The organism is Polaribacter sp. YIW18, from assembly GCF_057219325.1.
The window spans coordinates 175499-198234 of the sequence record NZ_JBXVVE010000001.1; the positions used below are offsets into that span (position 1 = coordinate 175499).

The window sequence follows — 22736 nt, forward strand, 5'->3', positions numbered from 1 at the left end:
ACTTATCTTGCTATAAAACAACAAACAATCTTATTAAAGTTATTGTTTAAGTAATTTTTGCCTAATCGTTTTATTGTTATTTTTAAAAACCAATATATATTCACCAGAAGCTTCTTTAGTTAGATCTAAAGAAACTTTTTTTATTCCAATTGTATTTTTTAAAGTGATGGTCTTTATTTTTTTCCCTATCATATCAAAGACTTCGATACTACTTTTTTCTGTATTTGGTATAAAAACCTCCATAGAAAAAAGACCTAATGATGGGTTTGGATATACTTTTACATTATAAATATTGTTTAATTTAAGTGCAACCTCACTTGTATTTAATGTTGATTTTTTATCGATAAATACTTTAAAAGCTAAATTACTTGCTGAACTTTGCGAACCGTCATTAATAAAAAAAATATTTTCTTGTGTACTTTCTATTCCTCCAAAAATATAACCAACTAATGTTTTGCCTTCTTGTAAATTATTCAAATCTACAATTTCATCAGACACATAATTAGTTTCATTATGTAATGGAATAAACTCTGCTCCAGAACCTAAAAAAGTTGGCATTTCTATTCCTAAACTACTTTCTTCCATAGTGCCATCATTAAACCTAGATACTTTACTTATGGTTTTTACAAATGGTACATTATCATCTTGTATTAGATTATTATTGGCATCTAATTTATATTGACTCAAACCTCCAAAGAATAAGGTGTGCATTGTATTATTTTCTTCATCAAAAACAGGAATTTTTGCACTGTGATATTGACTTAAATATTGGTTAAAAGTATTATTAACAGTGTAACCAGAGGCTGTAACATCTACTGTATTTAACCAAGGCAAATTAGCTGTATGCTGAAAAACGCCACTAAACATGGTAAAACCTTCTGTACCATCTGGAAAAATTTGATAAGCCATATTGTAGTCTCTTCTATGTAAATTATTAGTATCTTGTTGTGCCGAATAATTTACAATACTTAGGTTCGTACCATCATCATTGATTTGAAAGGTTCTAATTTCATCTGTATATTTTTGAATAAATCCAGGCCCATTACTTGGTCCTTGGGGATTATATCTACCTTCAAAATATTGTCCTCCACATAAATAAAACACATCGTTTAACAAGCCCAATTGTCCACCAGTTACAGCAAGATTTGTATCGGTAATTTGTCTAAAAAAAGACGTAATACTTGTATTATTTATAACTGCATTAGCTAAGCCATCAATATTTACTGCTGTTAATTTATCGTAAGTAATATGGTCATTTTGTGTGGCACTAAAACCATATCCACCAATAATATACAAGGTGTTACCTCTTTGTAAAAATTCTTGATTTGTAGATTGTAGTTGCTCAAATAATGATGCTGGTAAAACACTTATTGAAGTACTCCAGGTTTGCTTTGCTACTGGATCTATTACAAATACATTTTTATTATTATCATTTTCTAAAAAGGAAGCAAAAGGCTGCCTTTGATGCAAACCGTCAATTCTACCTCCAAAAACCACCCATTTCCCGTCAGAAGTTTTACCCCATGAAAAAGAATGAACACTTGGCGCATTTGTAATTTCTAATGGCTCTATTTGAACTGTAAACTGATCTTGAGATAAACTTGAACTTATTATTAAAATTGAAAATAGAAAGGCAACAATAATTTTCATAATGCTAAAGTAATTTTGAATTTGTCAAATTTCTAAAAAGCAGTTATTACTTAGTGCAACTTTTGTTACATTAAAAAAAGCTGTCTGAAAAGTAGTGAAATTTATGATACTTTTTAGACAGCCATGATCTACTATTAATACTTTGAGTATCTTATACTTCTTTTCCTTTCATCATTTTATTCCAGTATAAGTATGGAAGTCCGTATTTTTTTAGCATCCATAAACGCCAATGTTCTTTTTCGCTATTAAAAACTAACATTTGTTTAAGTTTTGGATCTGGGATAAAATTATTATCGTAATCAAATTCGGCTAAAATCATTTTTCCGTATCCTGTAACTAAAGGACAAGAAGAATAGCCATTATATGATTTATTACCTTTTTTACTATATGCTATTAATTGCAATATGTTATCTGAAACTACAGGTACTTGCTTACGTATTGCAGCTCCGGTTTTTGCTGTTGGCAATGCTGCAACATCACCTAAACCAAATATGTTAGCAAATTTATTATGCTGTAAAGTATTTTTATCTACATCTAACCAACCTGCATCATTAACTAATGGTGATTCTTTAACAAATTTGGGTGCTGTTTGAGGTGGTGCTAAATGAAGCATATCAAAAGGCATTTCTATAATAGACTCGCCAGACATGGTTTCCTTTAGCTCATTATCTTGATTAATAATACATGTGTTTTCTCCTGTTCCAACAACTTTAAAAGTAACTATTTGATTTGCGCCATCAATTTTAATTGGCGCATAAAATGGTTTAAAATGAATACCATATTTACTTATAACTTGCATTAAACTTTCTCTTATTTCTTTAACACCAAAAATTACAGAACCTGGTGTTGCAAACACCACATTTGATTTATTTTTAAGTCCATTTTTCTTGATATAATCTGCTGCTAAATAAGCTATTTTTTGAGGTGCTCCACCACATTTAATTGGTGTTGTTGGTTGTGTAAATACAGCATTTCCGCCTTTAAAACTCTTTAATACTTCCCAAGTGTGTTTTGGATCTGTATAATTACTACATACCACGCCTTTTCCTAAAGATTCTGTTAAACCGTCTATTAAAGAAGTATCCATTACTAATCCTGGAGATACAATTAAGAAATCATAGGTAATTGCACCGTTTTCTTTAGTTTCTACAGTGTTGTCTTCTGGTTTAAATACGGTAGCATAATCTTTTATCCAGTCTGCTCCACTTGGCATTACAGAAGACATAGAGCGTCTTGATTTTTCATAATCATACGTTCCTGCACCCACTAAAGTCCAAGCAGGCTGGTAGTAATGCCATTCTGCAGGTTCTATAATACCTATTTCTAGTGATTTTTTTTTAGAAAGTAAATTGGCAGCAGTCATAATTCCTCCTGTTCCTCCTCCAATTACTAAAATTTGATAGTGAGATTTCATTTTTATTCTTTTTAGTTATTAGTTAGTAATCTAGATGGCTAAAAATAATAGGCTTTTAAGAATTTTTATGTAACTTTTGTTACAAAAGACGATAAATTTTAATTTTTTAATATATTAAACACTCTTTTTTTATTAAAATATAAAAAATTTATGAGTATTTTTAACATTTATCTAGCCTAAAGAATAATTCTCTTCCTACTCTTGGTTGTATAGAATTGTATGATTCTTCGATTATAGTAATATTAAAATAAGGTTTAAAGTGGTTAATATACTCTTCCTTACATCCACCAAATGGAGGTTTATCTGTATTTAAGGGTTCATTAAATAATAAACCTACGACTTTTCCATTCGTATTTAATAACTCAAAAGCCTTAGCTACATAAGCTGCTCTCAATTTGGGGTTTATTGCACAGAAAAAGGTCTGTTCGATAATCAAATCAAATTGATTGTCAACATCAAAAAAATTAGCATGAATTAACTGAGAATCTGGAAAATCTGGGACTCTTAATTTTATATTGTTTAAAGGTTGTTTAGCAATATCTACTACATAAACATTATGAAATCCTTTATTAAAAAGATACTCAGCCTCATAAGAATTTCCACCTCCAGGAATCAATATTTTTAGTTCTTTGTTCTGTAATTGATCAAAATAATTTTTTAAAGGTGGAGATACTTCTCCTAAATCCCAACCAATTTTGTTTGTTTCGTACTTATTTGTCCAAAAATTTTGGGATAAATTCAACATTTCTTCCATAATAGTTATAATTTAATAGAATAACTCTAATCATTTTCTTACCAATAAAATAGAGTTTATATTTGTATATTAGTTAAAATTAAACAATTTTTATGGAAACTTTAAGCGCTGCTAAAGAAAAACTTAACGAAAAAGGTTTTTTAGATATCGAAACTCCTAATATTAACTGTGTTAAAGAAATTCTTCGATTAAAAAAAGAGAAAAACGCAGTCTTATTAGCTCATTATTATCAAATTGATGAGATTCAAGAAATTGCAGATTTTGTTGGTGATAGTTTAGCATTGGCACAGCAAGCTGCTAAAACAGATGCAGATATAATTGTTTTTGCTGGTGTGCATTTTATGGCAGAAACTGCTAAAATTTTAAATCCTGATAAAAAAGTTTTGTTACCCGATTTATTAGCAGGTTGCTCGTTAGCAGATTCTTGTCCACCAGAAGAGTTTTCTGCTTTTAAAGCAAAGCACCCAAATCATGTTGTTGTAACCTACATCAACTGTTCTGCAGAAATTAAGGCTTTAAGCGATTATGTGTGTACCTCATCTAATGCTAGAAAAATAATTGATGCGATTCCTAAAGAGCAACCTATTATTTTTGCTCCAGACAGAAATTTAGGTGATTATTTAAACAAAGAAACTGGAAGAGAAATGCTACTTTGGGATGGAGCATGCATGGTTCACGAAGCTTTTTCTATGGAAAAATTGATTGATTTGTACAAAGAACATCCAGATGCAGAATTAATTGCACATCCAGAATCTGAAGCGCATATGTTAAAAGTTGCCAAATATATTGGCTCTACTTCTGGACTTTTAAATCATGTTAGAAATAGCGATAAAAATAAATTTATTGTAGCCACAGAAGCTGGTATATTGTATCAAATGATGCAAGAAAATCCAGATAAAACCATTATTCCTGCCCCTGCAAAAGAAGATAATACTTGTGCTTGCAGTGAATGTGCGTATATGAAAATGAATACGATGAAAAAATTATACTTGTGTTTAAAACACGAGTTACCTAACATTGAAGTAGCTGCTGAATTGTGCCAAAAAGCTATTGTACCCATTCAAAGAATGTTAGAAATCTCTAAATAACAATATGCCTTCTGAACAAAAAATACTTACTACCGACTTTTTAGTGATTGGTTCTGGAATTGCAGGATTAACCTTTGCTTTAAAAACAGCAAAAAAATTTGAAGCAGCTAAAATTACCATCATCACTAAAGATGAACAAAGCGAATCTAACACCAAATATGCGCAAGGTGGTATTGCCTCTGTATATAACAAAACTGTAGATACTTTTGAACAGCATATTAAAGACACTTTAATTGCAGGCGATGGTTTATGTAATGAAGAAGTAGTAAAAATGGTGGTTGAAGATGCACCAAAAAGATTACAAGAATTAATTGATTGGGGGGCTCAATTTGATGAAAACGAACAAGGAGATTATGACTTAGGTCGTGAAGGTGGACATTCTCAAAACCGAATTTTACATCATGCAGATATTACTGGAGCAGAAATTGAACGCACTCTATTAGCACAAATAAATGCACAACCAAATATTGATTTTTTAACATATCATTATGCCATTGACTTGATAACAGAACATCAAGTTAAACAGAAAAAAACTAAAAGAAACTCTAAAGTTTCTTGTTTTGGAGCCTATGTGTTAGACATAAAAAAAGATAGCGTAAAAACCATCATCAGTAAATTTACCATTTTAGCTGCTGGCGGTAATGGCCAAGTTTATGAAACCACCACAAATCCTACAATAGCAACTGGAGATGGAGTTGCCATGGCTTATAGGGCTAAAGCTGAAATTTCTGAAATGGAATTTATTCAATTTCATCCAACTGCTCTATATAACCCAGGAGAATATCCTGCCTTTTTAATTTCTGAAGCAGTAAGAGGTTTTGGTGCAAAATTAAGAGATTTTAATGGTAATTTCTTTATGCATAATTATGATGAACGTGAAGAATTAGCATCTAGAGATATTGTTGCAAGAGCAATAGATAACGAACTTAAAAAAAGCGGTAAACCACACCTGTATTTAGATTGTACACACTTAGATATGGAAAAATTTGCGGCGCATTTTCCAAACATCACCAAAAAGTGTTTGTCTTTAAATATTGATGTATCTAAAGATTATATTCCTGTGGTACCAGCTGCTCATTACATTTGTGGGGGCGTAAATGTGAACAAAAAAGCAAAAACTTCTATAAAAAAACTATATGCTTGTGGAGAAATTACTAGAACGGGTTTACATGGTGGAAACCGGTTAGCTTCTAACTCTTTGTTAGAGGGTTTGGTTTATGCACATAATGCCTTTAAAAATGTTTCTAAGAAGTTTAACAAGGTAAAATTACCTGAAAATATTCCTGTTTGGAATGATAGTGGTCTGAAAAAAAATATGGAAAATGTATTAATTTCTCACGCTAGAAATGAGGTTAAAACCATTATGACCAACTATGTTGGTATTGTACGTTCTAATGAACGTTTAAATCGTGCAGAAAAACGATTACGTGTTTTATACGAAGACAATAAGCGTTTGTATGATTATTCTGAACTTTCTATGGATTTATGTGAATTGAGAAACCTAATTACAACTGCGTATTTAATTACTCAATTCTCTAAAAAAAGAACAAAAAATTGTGGTGGATTTTATAGTTTAGATTGTATCTAAAGTAAAAAAGCACCTGCATACACAAGTGCTTTTAAAATCAACTACTAGAAAAACTAACTAAAACTATTTAAAATTCTAATTAACTCATTTTTTTGTACAACTCCAGATTGTCTCCAAACTTGTTTCCCTGCTTTATAAATTATTAATGTTGGCACCCCTCTAACTTGGTATTTTGCTGCAATAGCATGGTTTTTATCCACATCAATTTTAAGAATTGCAACTTTATCTTGCAATGTGTCTTTTACTTCTTTTAAAATAGGACTCATCATTTTACAAGGTCCACACCATTCTGCAAAAAAATCTACTAAAACGGGTTTTTCTTGATTTATTATTTCTGAAAATTTGCTCATGTCAAAGAACTATTATTTACTGAATGAAACATTCCAAATTCCACGAACTTGGTTTAAACTATAGCCCAAAGCTTTATCATTTGGGTATAATTTTTTTAAGGCAGCAAGTGTATTTACTGTAATATCTGTTTTAGGTGTACCATGACATTGCAAACACATACTATTTGTTTTTATAGGATAATATACATTTACGTGATTTGAAGATTCTACAACTATGGGTTTTGAATATTTGTTTGTGGCTACATCATTTTTAAATGAATTAATTATTTTTAGTTCCTCTACATTGGCTGCATTTTTAGGGTTTCTAGGTTTATCTGATACTCTTTTGATTGTTGCATTGTGGTAAACAGACATACTATCTGTTAAAGGATATGCTTTTACATTACAAAATTTTAATGCTGCTAAAGTGCCTTCTTTTTGAATTTTACCCATTAAATTTTTACCTAAAACCGCTTTTGTAGAAAGTACATATTGCAAACCTCTTTCTGAAGTTGGTAAATCTTTTAAATTTTCACCCATTTTGTGTTTTTGCTTTCCTTTTCCCTTTCCTTTTCCTCTTTCTTCATTAAAGTGAGACTCAAACCATTCTGGTTCTTCAATAGCATTCTCAAAAATGTAATCGGCAATTTTTTTAATATCGTCTGCTGCAAAAGCTTGTTTTGGCATTACTCCAAATCTTTTAACAGCACCTCTCATTTCGGTAGCTTCTTTGGTTGGATTTTTTACAAAATTTTGTACAGATTTTATAAACTCTTCTTTAGTGGTTTTAGAAGATATGTAGTGTTTCTTAATAGCTACCATGGGCGGTGCAATTCTATCATCATGCGAAGCAGAAGGACTATGGCAAACATAACATTTGTTTTCCATAAGTTTTCTACCTTCATGTTGTTGTATGTTTTTTGCAGTTGCCACATTCTTTTTAGAATAAGTAGGCCTGTTAGTATCTTTACAACTAAAAAATACTGTAAATGCTAAAAGTAATGTAAGTAATCTCATCTTTTTTTTACAAAAATAAGATGTAGCTTTCTTGTCTACAGTAACCTAAGTTACAGTTCTAAAACTTTTATACTGTTTCTAAAAAGCTGAATTTTCTCTTCGTTTTCTAGCTTTTTTAACAACCTAGAAATTACAACTCTAGAGGTATGTAAATCTTCTGAAATTTGTTTATGAGTTACTTGCAAAACATCATTATGTGTAACCATAGCTTTGTCTTTTAAGTATTTAAACAAACGCTCGTCCATTTTATAAAAAGCAATGGTATCTACTGCTTGCAAAAGTTCTTCTACTCTATTATGATAGCTTTGTAATATAAAAGATTGCCAAGTTTTATATGAAGTTAACCAATCTGCCATTTTTTCTTTTGGTAATAAAACTAAAGAAACATCAGTTTCTGCAACTGCTCTAATTTTACTTTTGGTTTGTCCCATACAGCAAGACAATGTCATGGCACAAGTATCTCCTTTTTCTAAATAATAGAGTACTAATTCTTCTCCTTTATCGTCTTCTCTAAGTATTTTTATAGCACCCGATATTAGTAATGGCATAGACTTTATATAATCTCCTAACTCTATAATTGTGCTCTCTGCCTTAAATTTTTTTGTAATGCCTATTTTACTTATTTCTTCTAACAATTCTTTTTCGAATAAATAACCGAAATTGGCAATCATATCTGTATTCATCTTAAAACTATTTTAAAAGATAAATTTACAGAAAAGTTATCTAACTAGAGCATAAAACACAAAAAACCCAAGTAGATACTTGAGCCTAAAAAATACGAACCAAATTATTATTTTGTGGATTTCTTATCGCTATTCATCAACAAGAATATTGCAGCAACTAAGCCAATTACTACCAATGCAAATACACCAATCATTATTGTACCATTTGTCCACGAAACTAAGGGTATGTTTAAAAATTTCATCTTTTCTAATTTATTGGTAAAATTAAAATGAATGACTTTTTTATACTATGACAAATATCAGTTTTTTAAAAAGTTACATTTAAAATATCTCCACTCAACTGTAAGAGTTGCAATTCAATTAATTTGGCATCAAATTTAGCATTGTTATAGGCTGTTTTTGCATTAATTAAATTAATTTGAGCTTGTCTAAATTCTATAGAAGTTACTTGCCCTAGTTTAAAACGCTCTTGTGTTCTATCAAAGTTATTTTGTGTAGTTAACACGTTTTGTTCTTGTGCTTTTAATATAAAAAGTTGATTATTGTAGTTTTCCCAAGTGTTTTTTAGGGTATTTTTAATAGTAACTTTTTGTTGCTCTAATAAAATTTCTTGATTTTCTAATGCAATTTTAGCGTTAGCAACTCGTGTTTTTGTGGTTCCACCATCAAAAATATTCCAAGATAGAGTTACACCTGCATTTAAACCATCAGAAGTTATTAAGCGCGCACCAAAAGGATTTACTAAGTTTTCATTTTCTGTTCTATTGAATCCATAAGAGGCATTAAAGTTTAACGATGGAAAATAATTTGCCTTGTTTATTTTGATGTTAAACTCGCTAATAGCAATGTTTTGTTCGTTTTGTTTTAACAAACTATTGTTTGCCAAAGTTTTTTGTTCTAGCTCACCAAAAACTAACATTTTATTAAAATCGACTTGAGTTTCTACAACATAGTTTACGTCTTTTTCTACTCCTAAAACTACGTTTAAGCCTCTTTTTGCGTTACTTAATTGTTGTTGTGCAGTAATTAAAGAGATGCTATCGTTATTTACATCTACTTCTGCGTTTAACATTTCTAGTTTTGTAGATTGCCCATAATCATATTGATATTTGGCTCTTTTTAAACGTTTTTTAGAAATGCCTAAAGCTTCTTTTAAATTATTGGTGTTTTCTGATAAACGTGCAATTTGAAAATACAAAGTAAACAACTGTAAATAGGTGTTTTCTATAGTTTCTCTGGCTTGTAACTCTGTTAAATTATAAGTTTCTTTTAGTTGTTTGTAGTTGTATTTTCTGCCCAAACCATCAAAAATAGTATAATTTAAACCCATAGATGCATTGTAGTTTTTAGTTACTACACCATTACCAACTCTTTCAGAATCGTTACCAGTTTGTGGATCTGTAAAAACAATTTTTTGATTGTTGGTTCTATAATCTGCACCAGAATTTAAGGTGGCTGTTGGTAAATATCTAGTATTAAAAATACTGGTATTATTTTTAGCAACTTCTAAATTATTGTTGGCAATTTTAATACCGAAATTTTTTTCTAAGGCAATTTCTAAGGCTTCCTTTTTGGTTAAAATTTCTTGAGAAAATCCTTGGAAAGCAACAAAAACTAAAAGGTATATAATGCTGTTTTTATTCAATTTCATTTGTACTATTTTTAGCATTTATATTTAAAGGTTGTTCTGCAGCAGGCAATTCTTCTATATCATCTTCATCATACGCTGCTTCTATAATAGCTCTTTCTACTTCTTCTTTGGTGATTTTATTACCTGTTTTAAGCCACTTTATATGTACTTTAATTTTGTTAGAAGCTGCCAACATCATAGGTAACATAACCAGAGTTAATACTGTTGCAATGGCAATACCGTATGCAATAGAAATTGCCATAGGTATTAAAAATTGTGCTTGTCTACTTTTTTCGAAAATTAACGGTGCTAAACCGGCAACTGTTGTTAAAGAAGTTAAGAAAATAGCTCTAAATCGAGATTGGCCTGCTTTTATCAAAGCTTCATCATATTTAAAACCTTCTTTTAAATAATTGTTGAATTTTCCAATTAATACCAAGCCATCATTTACCATAATTCCTATTAGAGCTATAATACCTAAAAAGGATAAAATACCAATTGAAAAATTATGAACATAATGCCCCCAAATAACACCAATCATACTAAAAGGTATCATTAAAATTAGTAGAATTGGTTGGCTGTAAGAACGGAATGTAAATGCAATTACAATGTAAATTAATAACAAAATAATTGGACCAACTAGGTTTACAGAATCTGTTGTTTTTTTAGCTTCTCTATTTTGCCCTTCATACAAAGGTGAAACAGTTGGATATTTAGACAGAATTTCTGTCATAATATTGTTTTTAATATTGTCTAAAACTTCTGTTTCACTGGTTTCTAAATCTTTTAAATCTGCAGTAATTTGTATTTCTCTTTTCCCCTCTAAATGATTGATAGCAATATCTCCTCTTTCTATGATATACGTTGCAATTTCAGAAAACGGAACCCTAGAGCCATTTGGCGTTACAATACGCATATTATCTAAATCGTTTATAGAAGATCTGTCTTTTTTATCGTAACGAACCCACACTTTAATTTCGTCTTGACCTCGTTGAAAACGTTGTGCTTGAAAACCAAAAAAACCTGCACGTACTTGAGACATGATAGACTGTAAATTTAGTCCTAGTAAATAAGCATTGTCTTTTAGTTGTATACGAACTTCTTTAATTCCTGCAGGATCGTTATCTGTTACGTCTTTTAGTAATGGGTTGTTTTCTAAAATTTGTTTCAGCTCATCTTTAACTGCTTTTAGCTCTGTAATGTTATTTCCTAAGAGAGAAACTGCAACTGGACTTCCTCCAAAATTACCACCAGAACCAAAAACCAAACTTTCTACACCATAAACTTTTCCTACTAATTTTTGTATTGCATTTGTAATTTCTGGTGATGAAAAATCTCTAGTTTCTCCAGGTAAAAGGTTTACACTTAATGTTGCATTTGCGCTTCCTGGACCAACTCTTTTTATTACGTTTTCTACCACATCTGCATCTCCAGTTTGCTTTGCAGAATATTCTTTATTTACCACCCAAACTTTTTCTTCTATCATAGAAATGATAGAATCTGTAATTTTTTCGTTGGTGCCTTGTGGCATGTTTAAAGTAATTTGCACTCTATCACTAGCAATTCTTGGAAAAAAAGAACTTTTAATAATACCACCTCTTAAAGCATAAAAACTTAAAAGTAAGGTTGCTACAAACAAACAGAAAACAAAGATTTTATTGTTTAAAGAAAACTTTAAAAAAGGTACATAATAATTGTCTCTAAATTTACCTAAATACTTATCTGCACCTTTATTTATTTTTGTAAAAAAAACATCTATTTTATTATTTTTTTTAAGGTGACCACTTTCTGATTTTTTTCTATCTAAAGCCTTAGAATGTGCAATATGTGCTGGTAAAATAATTAAAGCTTCTACTAAAGAAACTGTTAGTGTTAATAATACAATAGTAGATACTTCTCCAAAGAAACTCCCAATTCTACCATCTACAAAAAAGAAGGTTGAAAAAGCGATAATTGTGGTTAAGATTGCAGAAACAATTGGTGGAATTACTTCCATTGTACCATCTATGGCTGCTCTAATTTTAGATTTTCCTAAATCGTAATAATGATGATAAATATTTTCTCCAATTACAATACCATCATCTACCAAAATTCCGATAACAATAATCATCCCAAAAAGAGACAAAACATTGATGGTTACATTAAATTGGGCTGCAAAAATAAACATCCCTAAAAAAGCAACTGGCAAACCAAAAGCTACCCAAATTGCCAAGCGTAAGTTTAAGAAAAGTGCTAAAAAGAAAAGTACTAAGAGTATACCTGAAATTGCATTTTTAGTTAGTAACGAAGTTCTATCTTTTAATGTTGTACTTCTATCACTAGTAACACTTAATTGTACGTTTTGTTGTTGTTGATTGTATTTGTAAATGTAGTCTTTAATTTTATCTGCAGAAGATATTAAATCTTCATTATTGGTATTGCTTACAGTAATATCTATCCCTAAATTTCCATTATAATACAATCTGTCTGGGTTTTCTGACCAAGTATCTCTTAAAGTAGCAATATCTTTTAACCGAATAATATTTCCGTTAGTTTCTGTTCTAACAATTAAATTTTGCAACTCTATACCATAATAATAACGGTTACTTGCTCTAATTAAATAATCTTCTTCTGCTGTTTTTATGTTACCTCCTGTAATTAAAATGTTAGAGTTTCTAACAGCATTTGCCACTTCTGTAAACGATAAATTATAGGCCCGTAAATCATTTTCACGTACAGCAATTTCTATTTCTTCTTCTGGAAAACCAGAAATTTCTACCTGAGAAATACCCTCGATACTACGTATATCGTTTTCTACATTTCTAGCGTATTGCTTTAAAGCTTTTAAAGAAACATTTTCTCCACTAACGGTAAAACTAATGGTAGGCCTTATGTTTTCTACCTTAGCAATTACAGGTGGTTCCATGCCAGATGGAAAAGAAGGAACTCTATCTACTGCATTTTTTACATCTGATAAAACAATGTCTATATTTTTTCCTTTTTCTACTTCTACATTTACGTTTGCAGTGTTTTCTCTTGAAACAGAGGTTACTCTTTCTACCCCAACAATCCCTTTTAAATTGTCTTCAATTTTAAGCACTACACCTTCTTCCATTTCTGCTGGTGATGCTCCTGGATATGCCAAGGTAATTCTAATTAACTGCGAATCTACCAATGGAAAAAAGGAAGATTTCATGCTAATAGCACCAATAACTCCAAATACAAAAAAGGCAAAAACAATTACATTTACAGCAACATGGTATTTAATAAAATAGGCAATTATCTTTCTCATATAATTACTTTTTATTTGTTTTAACAACCATACCATCAAATGCGCCAGGTAAAGGTTGTGTAATAATTTTGTTGTTGTTTTCTAAGCCTTTAATAACCACATTTTCTGCGCCAAAATAAACAGGGTTTATAGTAGTTAAAGTTAAAATACTATCGTTTTTTACAGTATAAACAGCAGCATTATCTACCAATAATTTTCTAGAAATTTCGATGGCTTCTGGTATCGATTTTGCAACTAAATTGGCTTCTAAAAACATACCTTCTTTTAAATCTGGATGTTTTACATCTATATAAGCTTTAATAGTTTGCGATACTTGATCTACACTACCATTTACACGAACTACTTTACCAGTATATTTTTTTGTTTTTTCTAAGTTGGTTAAGTCTACAGAATTCCCCGCTTTTAATAAATCTGCATAAGCAGCATTTACAGAAACTTCTAACTCGTAAATACTTGGATCTATAAACTCTCCTAATTTTTGTCCAGATCTAACCAAGGTTCCTGGGCTTACTAAAGCTTCTGTTAAAACACCAGAATAAGGAGCTCTTATTTGATATTTAGTATACCTAACTTCTAAATTTTTTACATTGTAATATGCTGTTAAAATACCGCTACCCGAAATAAAATATTTTTCTTTATCAGTAGAAAAATTTGGCAGTTTAGGCACAGATTTATTAAGATCAAAACCATTTAAATAGGTTTGCCATTTAGAAAACTCATCAGGATAATCTAACCTAATATCTGGCATAATAGCCGTTATTAAGTTGTATAAATTACTTTTTTGAGATTGTAAACTTGCGTAAAACTCTTCGCTATTAATACTTAAAAGTGTTTCACCTATATCATATTTTGTGCCTGGTTTAAATGCTTTGTTGGCTGTTTTTAAAACACCTTGTACTTCAGAAAATATTTCTATTCTATTTTTTGCAGTTAAATTACCACTTGCAGTTAAAATAACAGGGATATTTTTGTTTTGTACGTCTGTTACAAAAACAGTTTTTATTTGCTTTTTAAATTTTGGTTTTGGTTTCTGATTTTTAGCTACAATATAATTACCTAAAAGTATAGCTCCTATAATAGCTAAAACGCCAAGTATGGCAAGAATAATTTTTCTCATAAATTTATTAGTTGTACTCGATTGTATAAATCGAATAAATATTTTTAATTGTTACAAAGATAGTTTTTTAGAATTTTGCCCTACTTAAACACTTAAAGCAACTTTGTTAAAGAAACGTTATAATTAGATAATATATTCTTAAAAACCTTACAACCACAAATTATAAACTAAAAGCCCTATTTTAGAGGTTTGTAATTTAACTAATTTAGTATATAAATTTGATTTCTTGTAAGCCTACAAATACAGCTTTATTTTTTACTTCTATTGATAAAATTCACCAAAAAATTTGGGAAACCTTAGATTGTGAAAATAATATTTATTTTCATAGAGATTTTTTAAAGTCAATTGAAAAAAATCATCCAAAAATTACATTTTCTTATATTGTTTTGGTTGATGAAAACGAAACACCCATTGCTTTTTCAACCATTAAAATTATTAACTTTTACATACATGCATTGCAAAACGATTTTGATTTTTTAAAAATTTTAGGCAGAAAACTTGGTATATTAAAAGAAAACAAACCTTTACGTTTGTTAATTTCTGGTAATACTTTTGTAAGTGGAGAACATGGATTATTTATTGCCGAAAATCAAGAAAAACAAAAGGTTATTTTAAAATTGGCAAAGGCCATTAATCATTTTGTAAAATCGAATGCTACCTTAAAAAATAATATCGATGCATATTTACTAAAAGATTTTACAAATGAATCTTTATTTATAACAGACGAATTAAAAAAAGTAAGTTACAATCCGTTTTCTGTAGAACCCAATATGCTATTAAAAATAGATGAAAATTGGCAAAATTTTGCAGATTATTTGGCTGCTATGAAAACCAAATTTAGAGTAAAAGCTAAAAAAGCCTTCAAACAAAGTGCTGTTTTAAACATAGAAAACATTACAGCAAAAAATATTGAAACAACCTTGCCAGAAATGACAAGTTTGTATAAAAAAGTAGCTGAAAACTCTAATTTTAATTTGGGTGAATTTAATTTAGAAACCTACATTGATTTAAAGCAACATTTTGGCAAGAATTATATTTTAAAAGCCTTTTATTTAGAAGAAAAGCTTGTGGGTTTTATGTCTGGAATCATCAACAATAACAATTTAGATGCACATTTTGTGGGGATAAATTATAAATGGAATAAACCATATGCAATTTACCAAAGAATGTTATACACCTATATAGAAATTGCCATAGAACGTAAATTATCTAAAATTAATTTTGGCAGAACTGCTAGCGATATTAAAAGTTCTGTAGGTGCTGTACCACAAGATTTAACGATGTATCTTCGTCATAAAAAAAATATTACAAACAAAATATTAAAGTTATTTTTGCAAAAGATACAACCAACGCCGTTTCAACAAAAATTTCCATTTAAAAATTAAAAAAATGCAAACAAGTACAGAATTAATTGCACTTTTAAACTTAACTGATGTAGGAGAAAATAATTTTAGCGGAGAAAGTTATACCATTGGTAGCCCCAATGTTTTTGGTGGGCAAGTATTAGCACAGGCAGTAAACGCAGCGTATAGAACCATACCAGAAAATAGGTTTTTACACTCTTTACATTCTTATTTTTTAGAAGCAGGAGATTTAGCTGTGCCAATAAATTATCATGTGGCAGAAATGAGAGATGGTGGTAGTTTTTCTACAAGAAGAGTTACTGCAAGCCAAAAAGGAAAAACAATTTTTATTTTGGCTGCCTCTTTTCATCAAAAAGAAGATGGTTTTGAGCATCAAACAACATTTAATAAAGACCTAAAACAACCCGAAGAATTATTAAGTTGGGATGATATGTTAGATCAATTTGGTGATTTTTTACCAAAATCTACCAAAGCTTTTTTAAGTGTAAAAAGGCCTATAGAGTTTAAACCTGTTAGAGTTCCAAATCCATTAGACCCAAAAGATCTACCTGCTAACGAGCAAGTTTGGTTTCGTTTAAAAGGAAGTTCTAAGAATTTAGATTACAGAACTAAACAAGAAATATTAACCTATATTTCTGATTACAATGTTTTAAATGCAGCTTTTAACCCGAATGCTAGCAAATATAATTTTAGCAATACTCAAACGGCAAGTTTAGATCATTCTATGTGGTTTTTTAGAGACTTTAATTTTGATGATTGGATGCTTTTTTCGGCAGAATCTCCCAACGCATTTGGTGCAAGAGGATTGGCAAAAGGTAATATTTATACTAGAAAAGGAACCTTAGTAGCTTCTTTTGCTCAAGAGGGATTGTTACGACCTAAGAAGCAGTAAGCAGTAAGCAGTAAGCAGTAAGCAGTAAGCAAAACAAAAAAATATGAGTGAATCTTTAATTTATGTAACAACTACAAACGGATTGTTGTTTTTATTAAGTATTATTTTTTGGAAATTTCCTCCGAAAAAAATTAATGGTTGGTATGGTTACAGAACACCAAAAGCAATGGAAAATCAACAAATTTGGGATTTTGCCAATAGCGTTTTTAATAAAAATCTATTAATTTATGCTGGTATTTCTTTTTTAGCAGGTTTGTTTTTTGCCAATTTTACCAACAAAGAACTTTCTTGGCAACCCATGCTTTTAGTACTTTTATCAATTATAGTAAGTATTATTAAAACAGAACGTGCTTTAAATGATAATTTTACTGACGAAGGAAAACCAAAGCGTAAATAATTAAAAAACGGCCATTAAAGAAACAGATAGATTTCTTCCAGGTGCTGCAACCCCAGAAGCAAACTCTATGTAATTTTTGTCTAGTAAATTATCTAATCTTGCTTGTAGAGAAAAATTAGGATTTACCACATATCTTCCATTAAAACCAACAGTAAACCAACTTGGTGAGCCGAAATAAGTAGCTACTTCTTCAGTAGCATTTGCATTTACAATGGGTGTTAAATCATGATTGTCGATACCTTCTGTAATATTAAAGTCCTCAATATCTTTCTTACAATTAAATCTAAAATCTGCTCCTAACTCTAATTTATCCTTTTTATAACTTACTAGAAATTGACCAAATAAAGGCGGAATTGATGACATTGGTTCTTTTGTATCATAAGTTCTACCTTTTGTGTAGGTGATAAATCCTGAAGTATTCCATTGATTAGACAACTTCCCTAAATAATTTAAAGTATATCCCCAAATGTATGCAGTACCCTTATTTTGATTAGAAACAGCATTACCTAAATCACCATCGAACTCTACTTGTTTTATGCTACCATCTGTATTATATACAAAATCTCTTTGTATGTAATTATCTAATAATGTGTAATAAATATTGGCACCTATTCTAAATTTTTTATCGTTAAAAAACTTTAAAATACTAAACTCTCCATTGTAAGCGAATTCTGGTGTAACAGAAATATTAGGGATGGTAACATTTCCAGCTTTTTCTCTAACTCTTCCAATATCATCTATATTTGGTGCTCTAAAACCCGAAGAAACCACACTATTTATTTGCCAATTTTTATTGGGTTTGTATACATAACCAGCTGTTGCAGTAACTGCAGAATGATTTGCAGAAATATCTTTATCTTCAAACTGAAGAAAAGTTTCGTCTATCCAAGTTGCATTTAGTTGTGTATTCGTAAAACGGATGCCTGTGTTTAACGTAGCTTTTCTGCTAACATCTTGTCTGTAATCTACATATACAGCAGAACTTAAGTAATTACTATTACCATCTGGATAACGAGATTGTACTTTAAAATCGTTGGAAAACCCATTAATTTCTCCGTTTACAATTTTTAATTCTTTTCCATAAGAATTAGAAGCCACATCGTTATAAGCTATCTCAAAACCATAAGATAAATTTCTGGTTTTATCTGTAGTTAAAGGCACAGAAAAATCGCCATTCAAACTAAAAACATCTACAGATTCTTCTCTGTAAGACCTGTTTAAACTACCAAATTTACGCTGTATTCTACTTTCTTGTAGGTTTTGGTAAGCTGCAGTTATACTTCCTTCTTCTAACCAATTTTTATGGGGATTTAGTATTAATTGTGTAGATGCTAAAAACCTATTTTGTGGTCCATAATACCATTCTGCAAACTTTAAAGAAGAGGTATCTGTTAGGTCTGTTAGCTCCATTAATCTATCAAACCTTGGTATGTCTGATGATGTTGAGTATTGTAAATTTACGTTTAAGTCTGTGCTTTTAGATAGAGGTACAAAAAACTTTTGTAAAACATCTGTTTGATTATAGCCTGTATTTCTTAGTAAATCTGGATTCGAATTTTTTGTGGGACTTGCTTTATAATTACCATGTAAATTTTCTGAATAATAGTAAACCCTACCCCAATTATCAAAGCCATGAGAACGATTTTTACCTGCCATTAAATCGCCAAAATCACTGTACGAAATACTGGTTAAAGACGCCCATTTTTCTCTTCTAACCTCTGCAGTTACATTGGTTGTAATTTCTTGATTTACAGAAGAAAATCTAGAAAAAAACTGACTTTTTACTTCATTTTCATCAGAAAGTCTAGGTGTTTTTGTGTAATAATGAATTACACCTCCTAAAGCGTCAGAACCATAAATTACAGACGATGGTCCAAAAACAACTTCTGTCTTTTCTAACATATTTGGTGTTACAGTAATAGCATTTTGTAAATGGCCTTTTCTGTAAATAGCATTGTTCATTCTTACACCATCTACCACTAATAAAACCCTATTAGACTCCATACCTCTAATTACAGGACTACCACCACCAAATTGAGATTTTTGCACTTTTACACCAGGTATTGTTGCCAATAAATCTGCCGATGTTTGTGGAGATACTTTTTGAATTTCTCTAGCATTTAATACCGCAATTTGTTCTGCAATTTTGCTAGACTTTTGGTCTTTTTTAAATAGAGAAATTACGATTTCATCTAACTGTTCTGATTCTTTGGTTAAATAAACTATATTATTAGTTGCTAATATGGTTGCTTTTTTAATTCTTAGAACAGCATAAGAAAGATGAGAAAAAACAATAATTTCGTTTTTTCTAAAGTCAGAAATATCTGCAAAACCATTATTTGTAGTAGTATTTATAGTTTGTAGATCATTAAAAACACTAACATTTCTAACAGTTTTACCAGTTTGTTTATCTACAACTTTTACGTTTTGGCTATAAGCCAAACAACTAACAAAAATGCTTATTATAAAAAGGAATTTTTTCATTTAACTAAATACTGTTTCTAATATTTGTAAAGATTTTGGTTTTCTAAAACCGTCCAAATGTAATTCAAAATATTGTATGATGATTTGTAATACCATTTGCCTTTCTGTTTTACTAAAAGACACGTTTTCTATAGCATCAAAATTTATGCCTAACAGCTTTTTAAATTGATAAAATTTATTACCTGTAATTACATTTTTGTTTGTTGCTGATTCTGAGAAACTTCCATTTAATAAATCGAAACCCATTTTTTCTTTCTCTGATAAATCTGGATAAAAACCAAGGTATTTTGAGGTGTTTAATAAAAACAATAAATGAAAATTGGCAATTTTATCATGTACATCTAACCAAATAAGTGCCGTTTCTAAATAGTTATAAAAGCCTTCGTTTTTTTCTTCTTCTTGTATACTACTTGCTAAAACTTCAGAAATAAATAATACTACAGATTGTTTAACAATATCTTTATAAATAGTTTTATAAGGATTTAGTATTTGTACTTCTTTTAGGTTGTTTAACGTACTTTTATTATTGTGATTTGCAACAATAGTTAATTGGGTAAGTGGTTGAAAATAAGCAATTTTAATTCCTCCTTTTTTAGCTTTTAAAATGCCTTTTATGATGTAAGATTTTAAACCTTCTTGTGCTGTGTAGCATTTTACAATTAAGCTAGTATCACTATACTTTAGTGCGCTTAAAACAATTGCTTTGGTGGTTACAATTGCCATTTAATTTACAATGGCAATTTTAGTAACTGAGGTTTCAGAAGCATCGTCATTAGAAAGTAAAACAATGTACACACCAGATGCTACACTTTTACCCGCTAAATTTTTCTTATTCCAAACTACTTTACCTCCTTGTAATTCTTGTCCTTCTACAACATTGGTTTCGTAAACCAAATTACCTGCTACATCTAATATTTTTACGTTGGTTCCTTTTGGCAAATGTGTGCCATTTCTACCATCTATAGTTACGGTTGAATGATTTATTAAAGCTGGATTGGGGTACGCATAAACATCACCTAAAACATCACCAAAAGGTGCTACATTACTATTGTAGGCTACAATACCTTTATTTGTAGCAAAAAATACTTTACCATTTATATCATCAACAGCAATTTTTACAATCTTATTTGATGGTAAAGGCGAATTTTTTTTACTAAAATTAGCTATAGTTGTTTGTCCACTTGGGTTTGTACACAAAACACCACCATTATCTGTTCCAAACCATTTGTTATCTGCACCATCAACCTTAATAGAATTTATTGTTTGGTCTCCTAAAAGTCTATCTCCAAAACCATCTTCATTTGCGTTTACAACAATTGGACTTGCATTGGGTGTAGCATCATCAAAAATACCAGAAGCATTTTTGTAAACTACCAAACCAGATTTGGTTCCTAACCAAATTTGGTTGCTTCTATCTACAGCTACTGTTCTAACAGTTCCATCTGGCAAATTACCTAAATTTGGTGTGGCAATTAACGATTTTTTTCTATTTCCGTTTTCGTTAAAAACAAAAGCTCCATTGTTTCTAGAACCATACCAAATACTATTGTTTCTATCTACAATCATTTCACTTAAACCAAATGCAGGATTTGTTTTTACAGAACTCATATCAATACTAGACCATTGCTCATTTGCAGAGAGTTTTTTTAACTCATTGGGCACTCCAATATTTGTAACCCACAAATTACCTTGAGAGTCTAATGCTGTACCACTAATTCTAATAGTTACTCTATTTGGATCTAAAGCAACAATATCTTCTAAAGGACTATTTAAGTGATTGTAAAATGTTGTAATTTGATCATTTTCTACTACTAAGAGACCTCCTGTTAGAGGTGAATTAACCTTTCTTGTATCTCCAAAAGAACTTATATAAACTTTGTTTTCTGCATTGGTATCTATAGTTATATGACTTAAATCTGTTAAAGGAAAATCTGGATTATATTTTGTATTAATCCAACTTTCTCCATTAAAATGACTAAAGCCTTTTCTATTAAAAGAAGGTCCAAAAACAGCTGAATATCCACCATAAACCACCCATAAATTTTTGTTATGTGCTGCAATAGAAAAAGCTTCATTAGAAAGCGGTCCTTCTGGATGAATTTCTAAAAAATTTGTTGGCTCGGATGCTGTAACCGCTAAAACACCTAATTCATTTGTACCTAAATAGGCTAAATTATTTTCGAAGAAAGCTGTGTTTAAGGTAAAAACTGTATTTGTATTTGATTCAAATTGTGCAACTTGATTCATACTTGCACCTAATATAACCGCACTATTATTTAGGGCAATTGCTAAATTTGTTATAGAAGGTTTTAGGCTTTGTATGGTTTCAGAAAAACTATTTATGGGTAATATTGTAGTTCCATCAAAACGGAATAAGGTATTATTTTCTGCAAGGTACACTGTGTTATTAAACAATGCAATATTGCTAAATTTTTTGGTAGGAAAAGCTTGTTGCCAGTTATTAAAATCTATTAAAACACTATTAGTTGCATCTGCAGTAAAAAGGCCGTTTTGTGTTGCTGCATAAATAGTATTGTTAAAAACAATTGTTTTATTTATTTGTATTGATGATGAATTGGCTCCGATAAAATATGTGTCTCCAAATTCTAAATTTTCTATATCATACACTACAATTGCAAAAGGCGTTGCTAAATAAAGTTTGTTGTTTAATTCGCTAATATGGTTGATACTTTTTTCTCCAGATTGATTAAAATTTACAATATCTGATGAAATGGTGATGGTACCATTATCATCTACTACTTCTACCAAACCATTTTGATAACCAATTACCAGTCTTTTAAATTCCTTATTGTAGTGTATTGCAGTAGTAGTTTCTCCAGACAAGCCTTGTACAGAAGATAGTTTCGAAATTTCGCCATCTATGGTATTATAAGTAAAAACAGCATTGTCTGAAAGCGCATAAATAACATTATCTACTTTTACAAAATCTTTTACATTGTTGTAAGAATAAAAATCTTCCCAAGAAGTACTGTAATCTGTTTGCGAGTTGATTATAGTACTCAGAAATAATAAAAAAATAAAAAAAAAATTCTTCATT

Annotated in this window: 18 protein-coding genes; 5 read left to right on the forward strand and 13 right to left on the reverse strand. The window is 30.1% G+C overall.

Going from position 1 to position 22736, the window contains the following annotated elements:
• Nucleotides 1-39: 39 nt before the first annotated feature.
• The 3 genes from AC2D6T_RS00650 to AC2D6T_RS00660 form a co-directional block, all read right to left on the reverse strand.
• Nucleotides 40-1650 carry a T9SS type A sorting domain-containing protein gene (locus AC2D6T_RS00650; RefSeq protein WP_484680112.1) on the reverse strand — a complete coding sequence of 537 codons (1611 nt, stop codon included), beginning with the start codon at nt 1648-1650 and terminating at the stop codon, nt 40-42.
• Between the two features lie 151 nt (nt 1651-1801).
• The gene (locus AC2D6T_RS00655; protein ID WP_484680113.1) at nt 1802-3064 is read right to left on the reverse strand and encodes an NAD(P)/FAD-dependent oxidoreductase; all 1263 of its coding nucleotides are present in this window, start codon (nt 3062-3064) and stop codon (nt 1802-1804) included.
• A 160-nt stretch (nt 3065-3224) separates the two neighbouring features.
• The gene (locus tag AC2D6T_RS00660) at nt 3225-3818 is read right to left on the reverse strand and encodes a methyltransferase domain-containing protein (RefSeq protein WP_484680114.1); all 594 of its coding nucleotides are present in this window, start codon (nt 3816-3818) and stop codon (nt 3225-3227) included.
• Nucleotides 3819-3910: 92 nt separating this feature from the next.
• Here AC2D6T_RS00660 and nadA point away from each other — a divergent pair, with 92 nt between their 5' ends.
• Nucleotides 3911-4906: a quinolinate synthase NadA gene (nadA, locus tag AC2D6T_RS00665; protein ID WP_484680115.1), complete on the forward strand. Its 996-nt coding sequence runs from the start codon at nt 3911-3913 to the stop codon at nt 4904-4906.
• A gap of 4 nt (nt 4907-4910) precedes the next feature.
• A complete protein-coding gene (gene nadB / locus AC2D6T_RS00670; protein WP_438989301.1) occupies nt 4911-6494 on the forward strand; it encodes an L-aspartate oxidase in 1584 nt (527 codons plus the stop codon).
• Nucleotides 6495-6547: 53 nt separating this feature from the next.
• On the opposite strand, the gene trxA is transcribed toward nadB, so the two are convergent.
• From trxA to AC2D6T_RS00705, 7 genes are all read right to left on the reverse strand, one after another.
• Complete coding sequence (trxA, locus tag AC2D6T_RS00675) at nt 6548-6844, reverse strand: thioredoxin (protein WP_484680116.1); 297 nt, start codon at nt 6842-6844, stop codon at nt 6548-6550.
• 12 nt (nt 6845-6856) lie between these two features.
• On the reverse strand, nt 6857-7840 hold the full coding sequence (locus AC2D6T_RS00680) for a c-type heme family protein (RefSeq protein ID WP_484680117.1): 984 nt from the start codon (nt 7838-7840) through the stop codon (nt 6857-6859).
• 50 nt (nt 7841-7890) lie between these two features.
• Nucleotides 7891-8523 (reverse strand): Crp/Fnr family transcriptional regulator, encoded by a 633-nt coding sequence (locus tag AC2D6T_RS00685; RefSeq protein WP_298946066.1) that lies wholly within the window; start codon nt 8521-8523, stop codon nt 7891-7893.
• Nucleotides 8524-8630: 107 nt separating this feature from the next.
• Entirely contained in the window at nt 8631-8765 is a 135-nt protein-coding gene (locus AC2D6T_RS00690; protein ID WP_438989297.1) for a hypothetical protein, read from the reverse strand.
• Nucleotides 8766-8830: 65 nt separating this feature from the next.
• On the reverse strand, nt 8831-10174 hold the full coding sequence (locus AC2D6T_RS00695; protein ID WP_484680118.1) for a TolC family protein: 1344 nt from the start codon (nt 10172-10174) through the stop codon (nt 8831-8833).
• Nucleotides 10161-13424, reverse strand: a complete 3264-nt coding sequence (locus AC2D6T_RS00700) for an efflux RND transporter permease subunit (RefSeq protein ID WP_484680119.1) — start codon at nt 13422-13424, stop codon at nt 10161-10163. The genes AC2D6T_RS00695 and AC2D6T_RS00700 overlap by 14 nt, the downstream gene beginning before the upstream one ends.
• Before the next feature lie 4 nt (nt 13425-13428).
• On the reverse strand, nt 13429-14541 hold the full coding sequence (locus tag AC2D6T_RS00705) for an efflux RND transporter periplasmic adaptor subunit (RefSeq protein WP_484680120.1): 1113 nt from the start codon (nt 14539-14541) through the stop codon (nt 13429-13431).
• Between the two features lie 218 nt (nt 14542-14759).
• Between AC2D6T_RS00705 and AC2D6T_RS00710 the strand changes: the two genes are divergently transcribed.
• From AC2D6T_RS00710 to AC2D6T_RS00720, 3 genes are read left to right on the forward strand one after another with little or no spacing between them, the layout of a single operon-like run.
• Nucleotides 14760-15926: a GNAT family N-acetyltransferase gene (locus tag AC2D6T_RS00710; RefSeq protein ID WP_484680121.1), complete on the forward strand. Its 1167-nt coding sequence runs from the start codon at nt 14760-14762 to the stop codon at nt 15924-15926.
• A 4-nt stretch (nt 15927-15930) separates the two neighbouring features.
• On the forward strand, nt 15931-16797 hold the full coding sequence (locus AC2D6T_RS00715) for an acyl-CoA thioesterase (protein ID WP_438989293.1): 867 nt from the start codon (nt 15931-15933) through the stop codon (nt 16795-16797).
• A 43-nt stretch (nt 16798-16840) separates the two neighbouring features.
• On the forward strand, nt 16841-17194 hold the full coding sequence (locus AC2D6T_RS00720; RefSeq protein ID WP_484680122.1) for an SdpI family protein: 354 nt from the start codon (nt 16841-16843) through the stop codon (nt 17192-17194).
• On the opposite strand, the gene AC2D6T_RS00725 is transcribed toward AC2D6T_RS00720, so the two are convergent.
• The 3 genes from AC2D6T_RS00725 to porZ are packed head-to-tail and all read right to left on the reverse strand — an operon-like array spanning nt 17195 to nt 22735.
• Nucleotides 17195-19678, reverse strand: a complete 2484-nt coding sequence (locus tag AC2D6T_RS00725; protein ID WP_484680123.1) for a TonB-dependent receptor plug domain-containing protein — start codon at nt 19676-19678, stop codon at nt 17195-17197.
• Nucleotides 19679-20401 carry a DNA repair protein RecO gene (gene recO, locus AC2D6T_RS00730; protein ID WP_484680124.1) on the reverse strand — a complete coding sequence of 241 codons (723 nt, stop codon included), beginning with the start codon at nt 20399-20401 and terminating at the stop codon, nt 19679-19681. It abuts the gene before it with no gap.
• Nucleotides 20402-22735, reverse strand: a complete 2334-nt coding sequence (gene porZ, locus AC2D6T_RS00735; RefSeq protein ID WP_484680125.1) for a type IX secretion system anionic LPS delivery protein PorZ — start codon at nt 22733-22735, stop codon at nt 20402-20404. It lies immediately after the preceding gene.
• Nucleotide 22736: the final 1 nt, after the last annotated feature.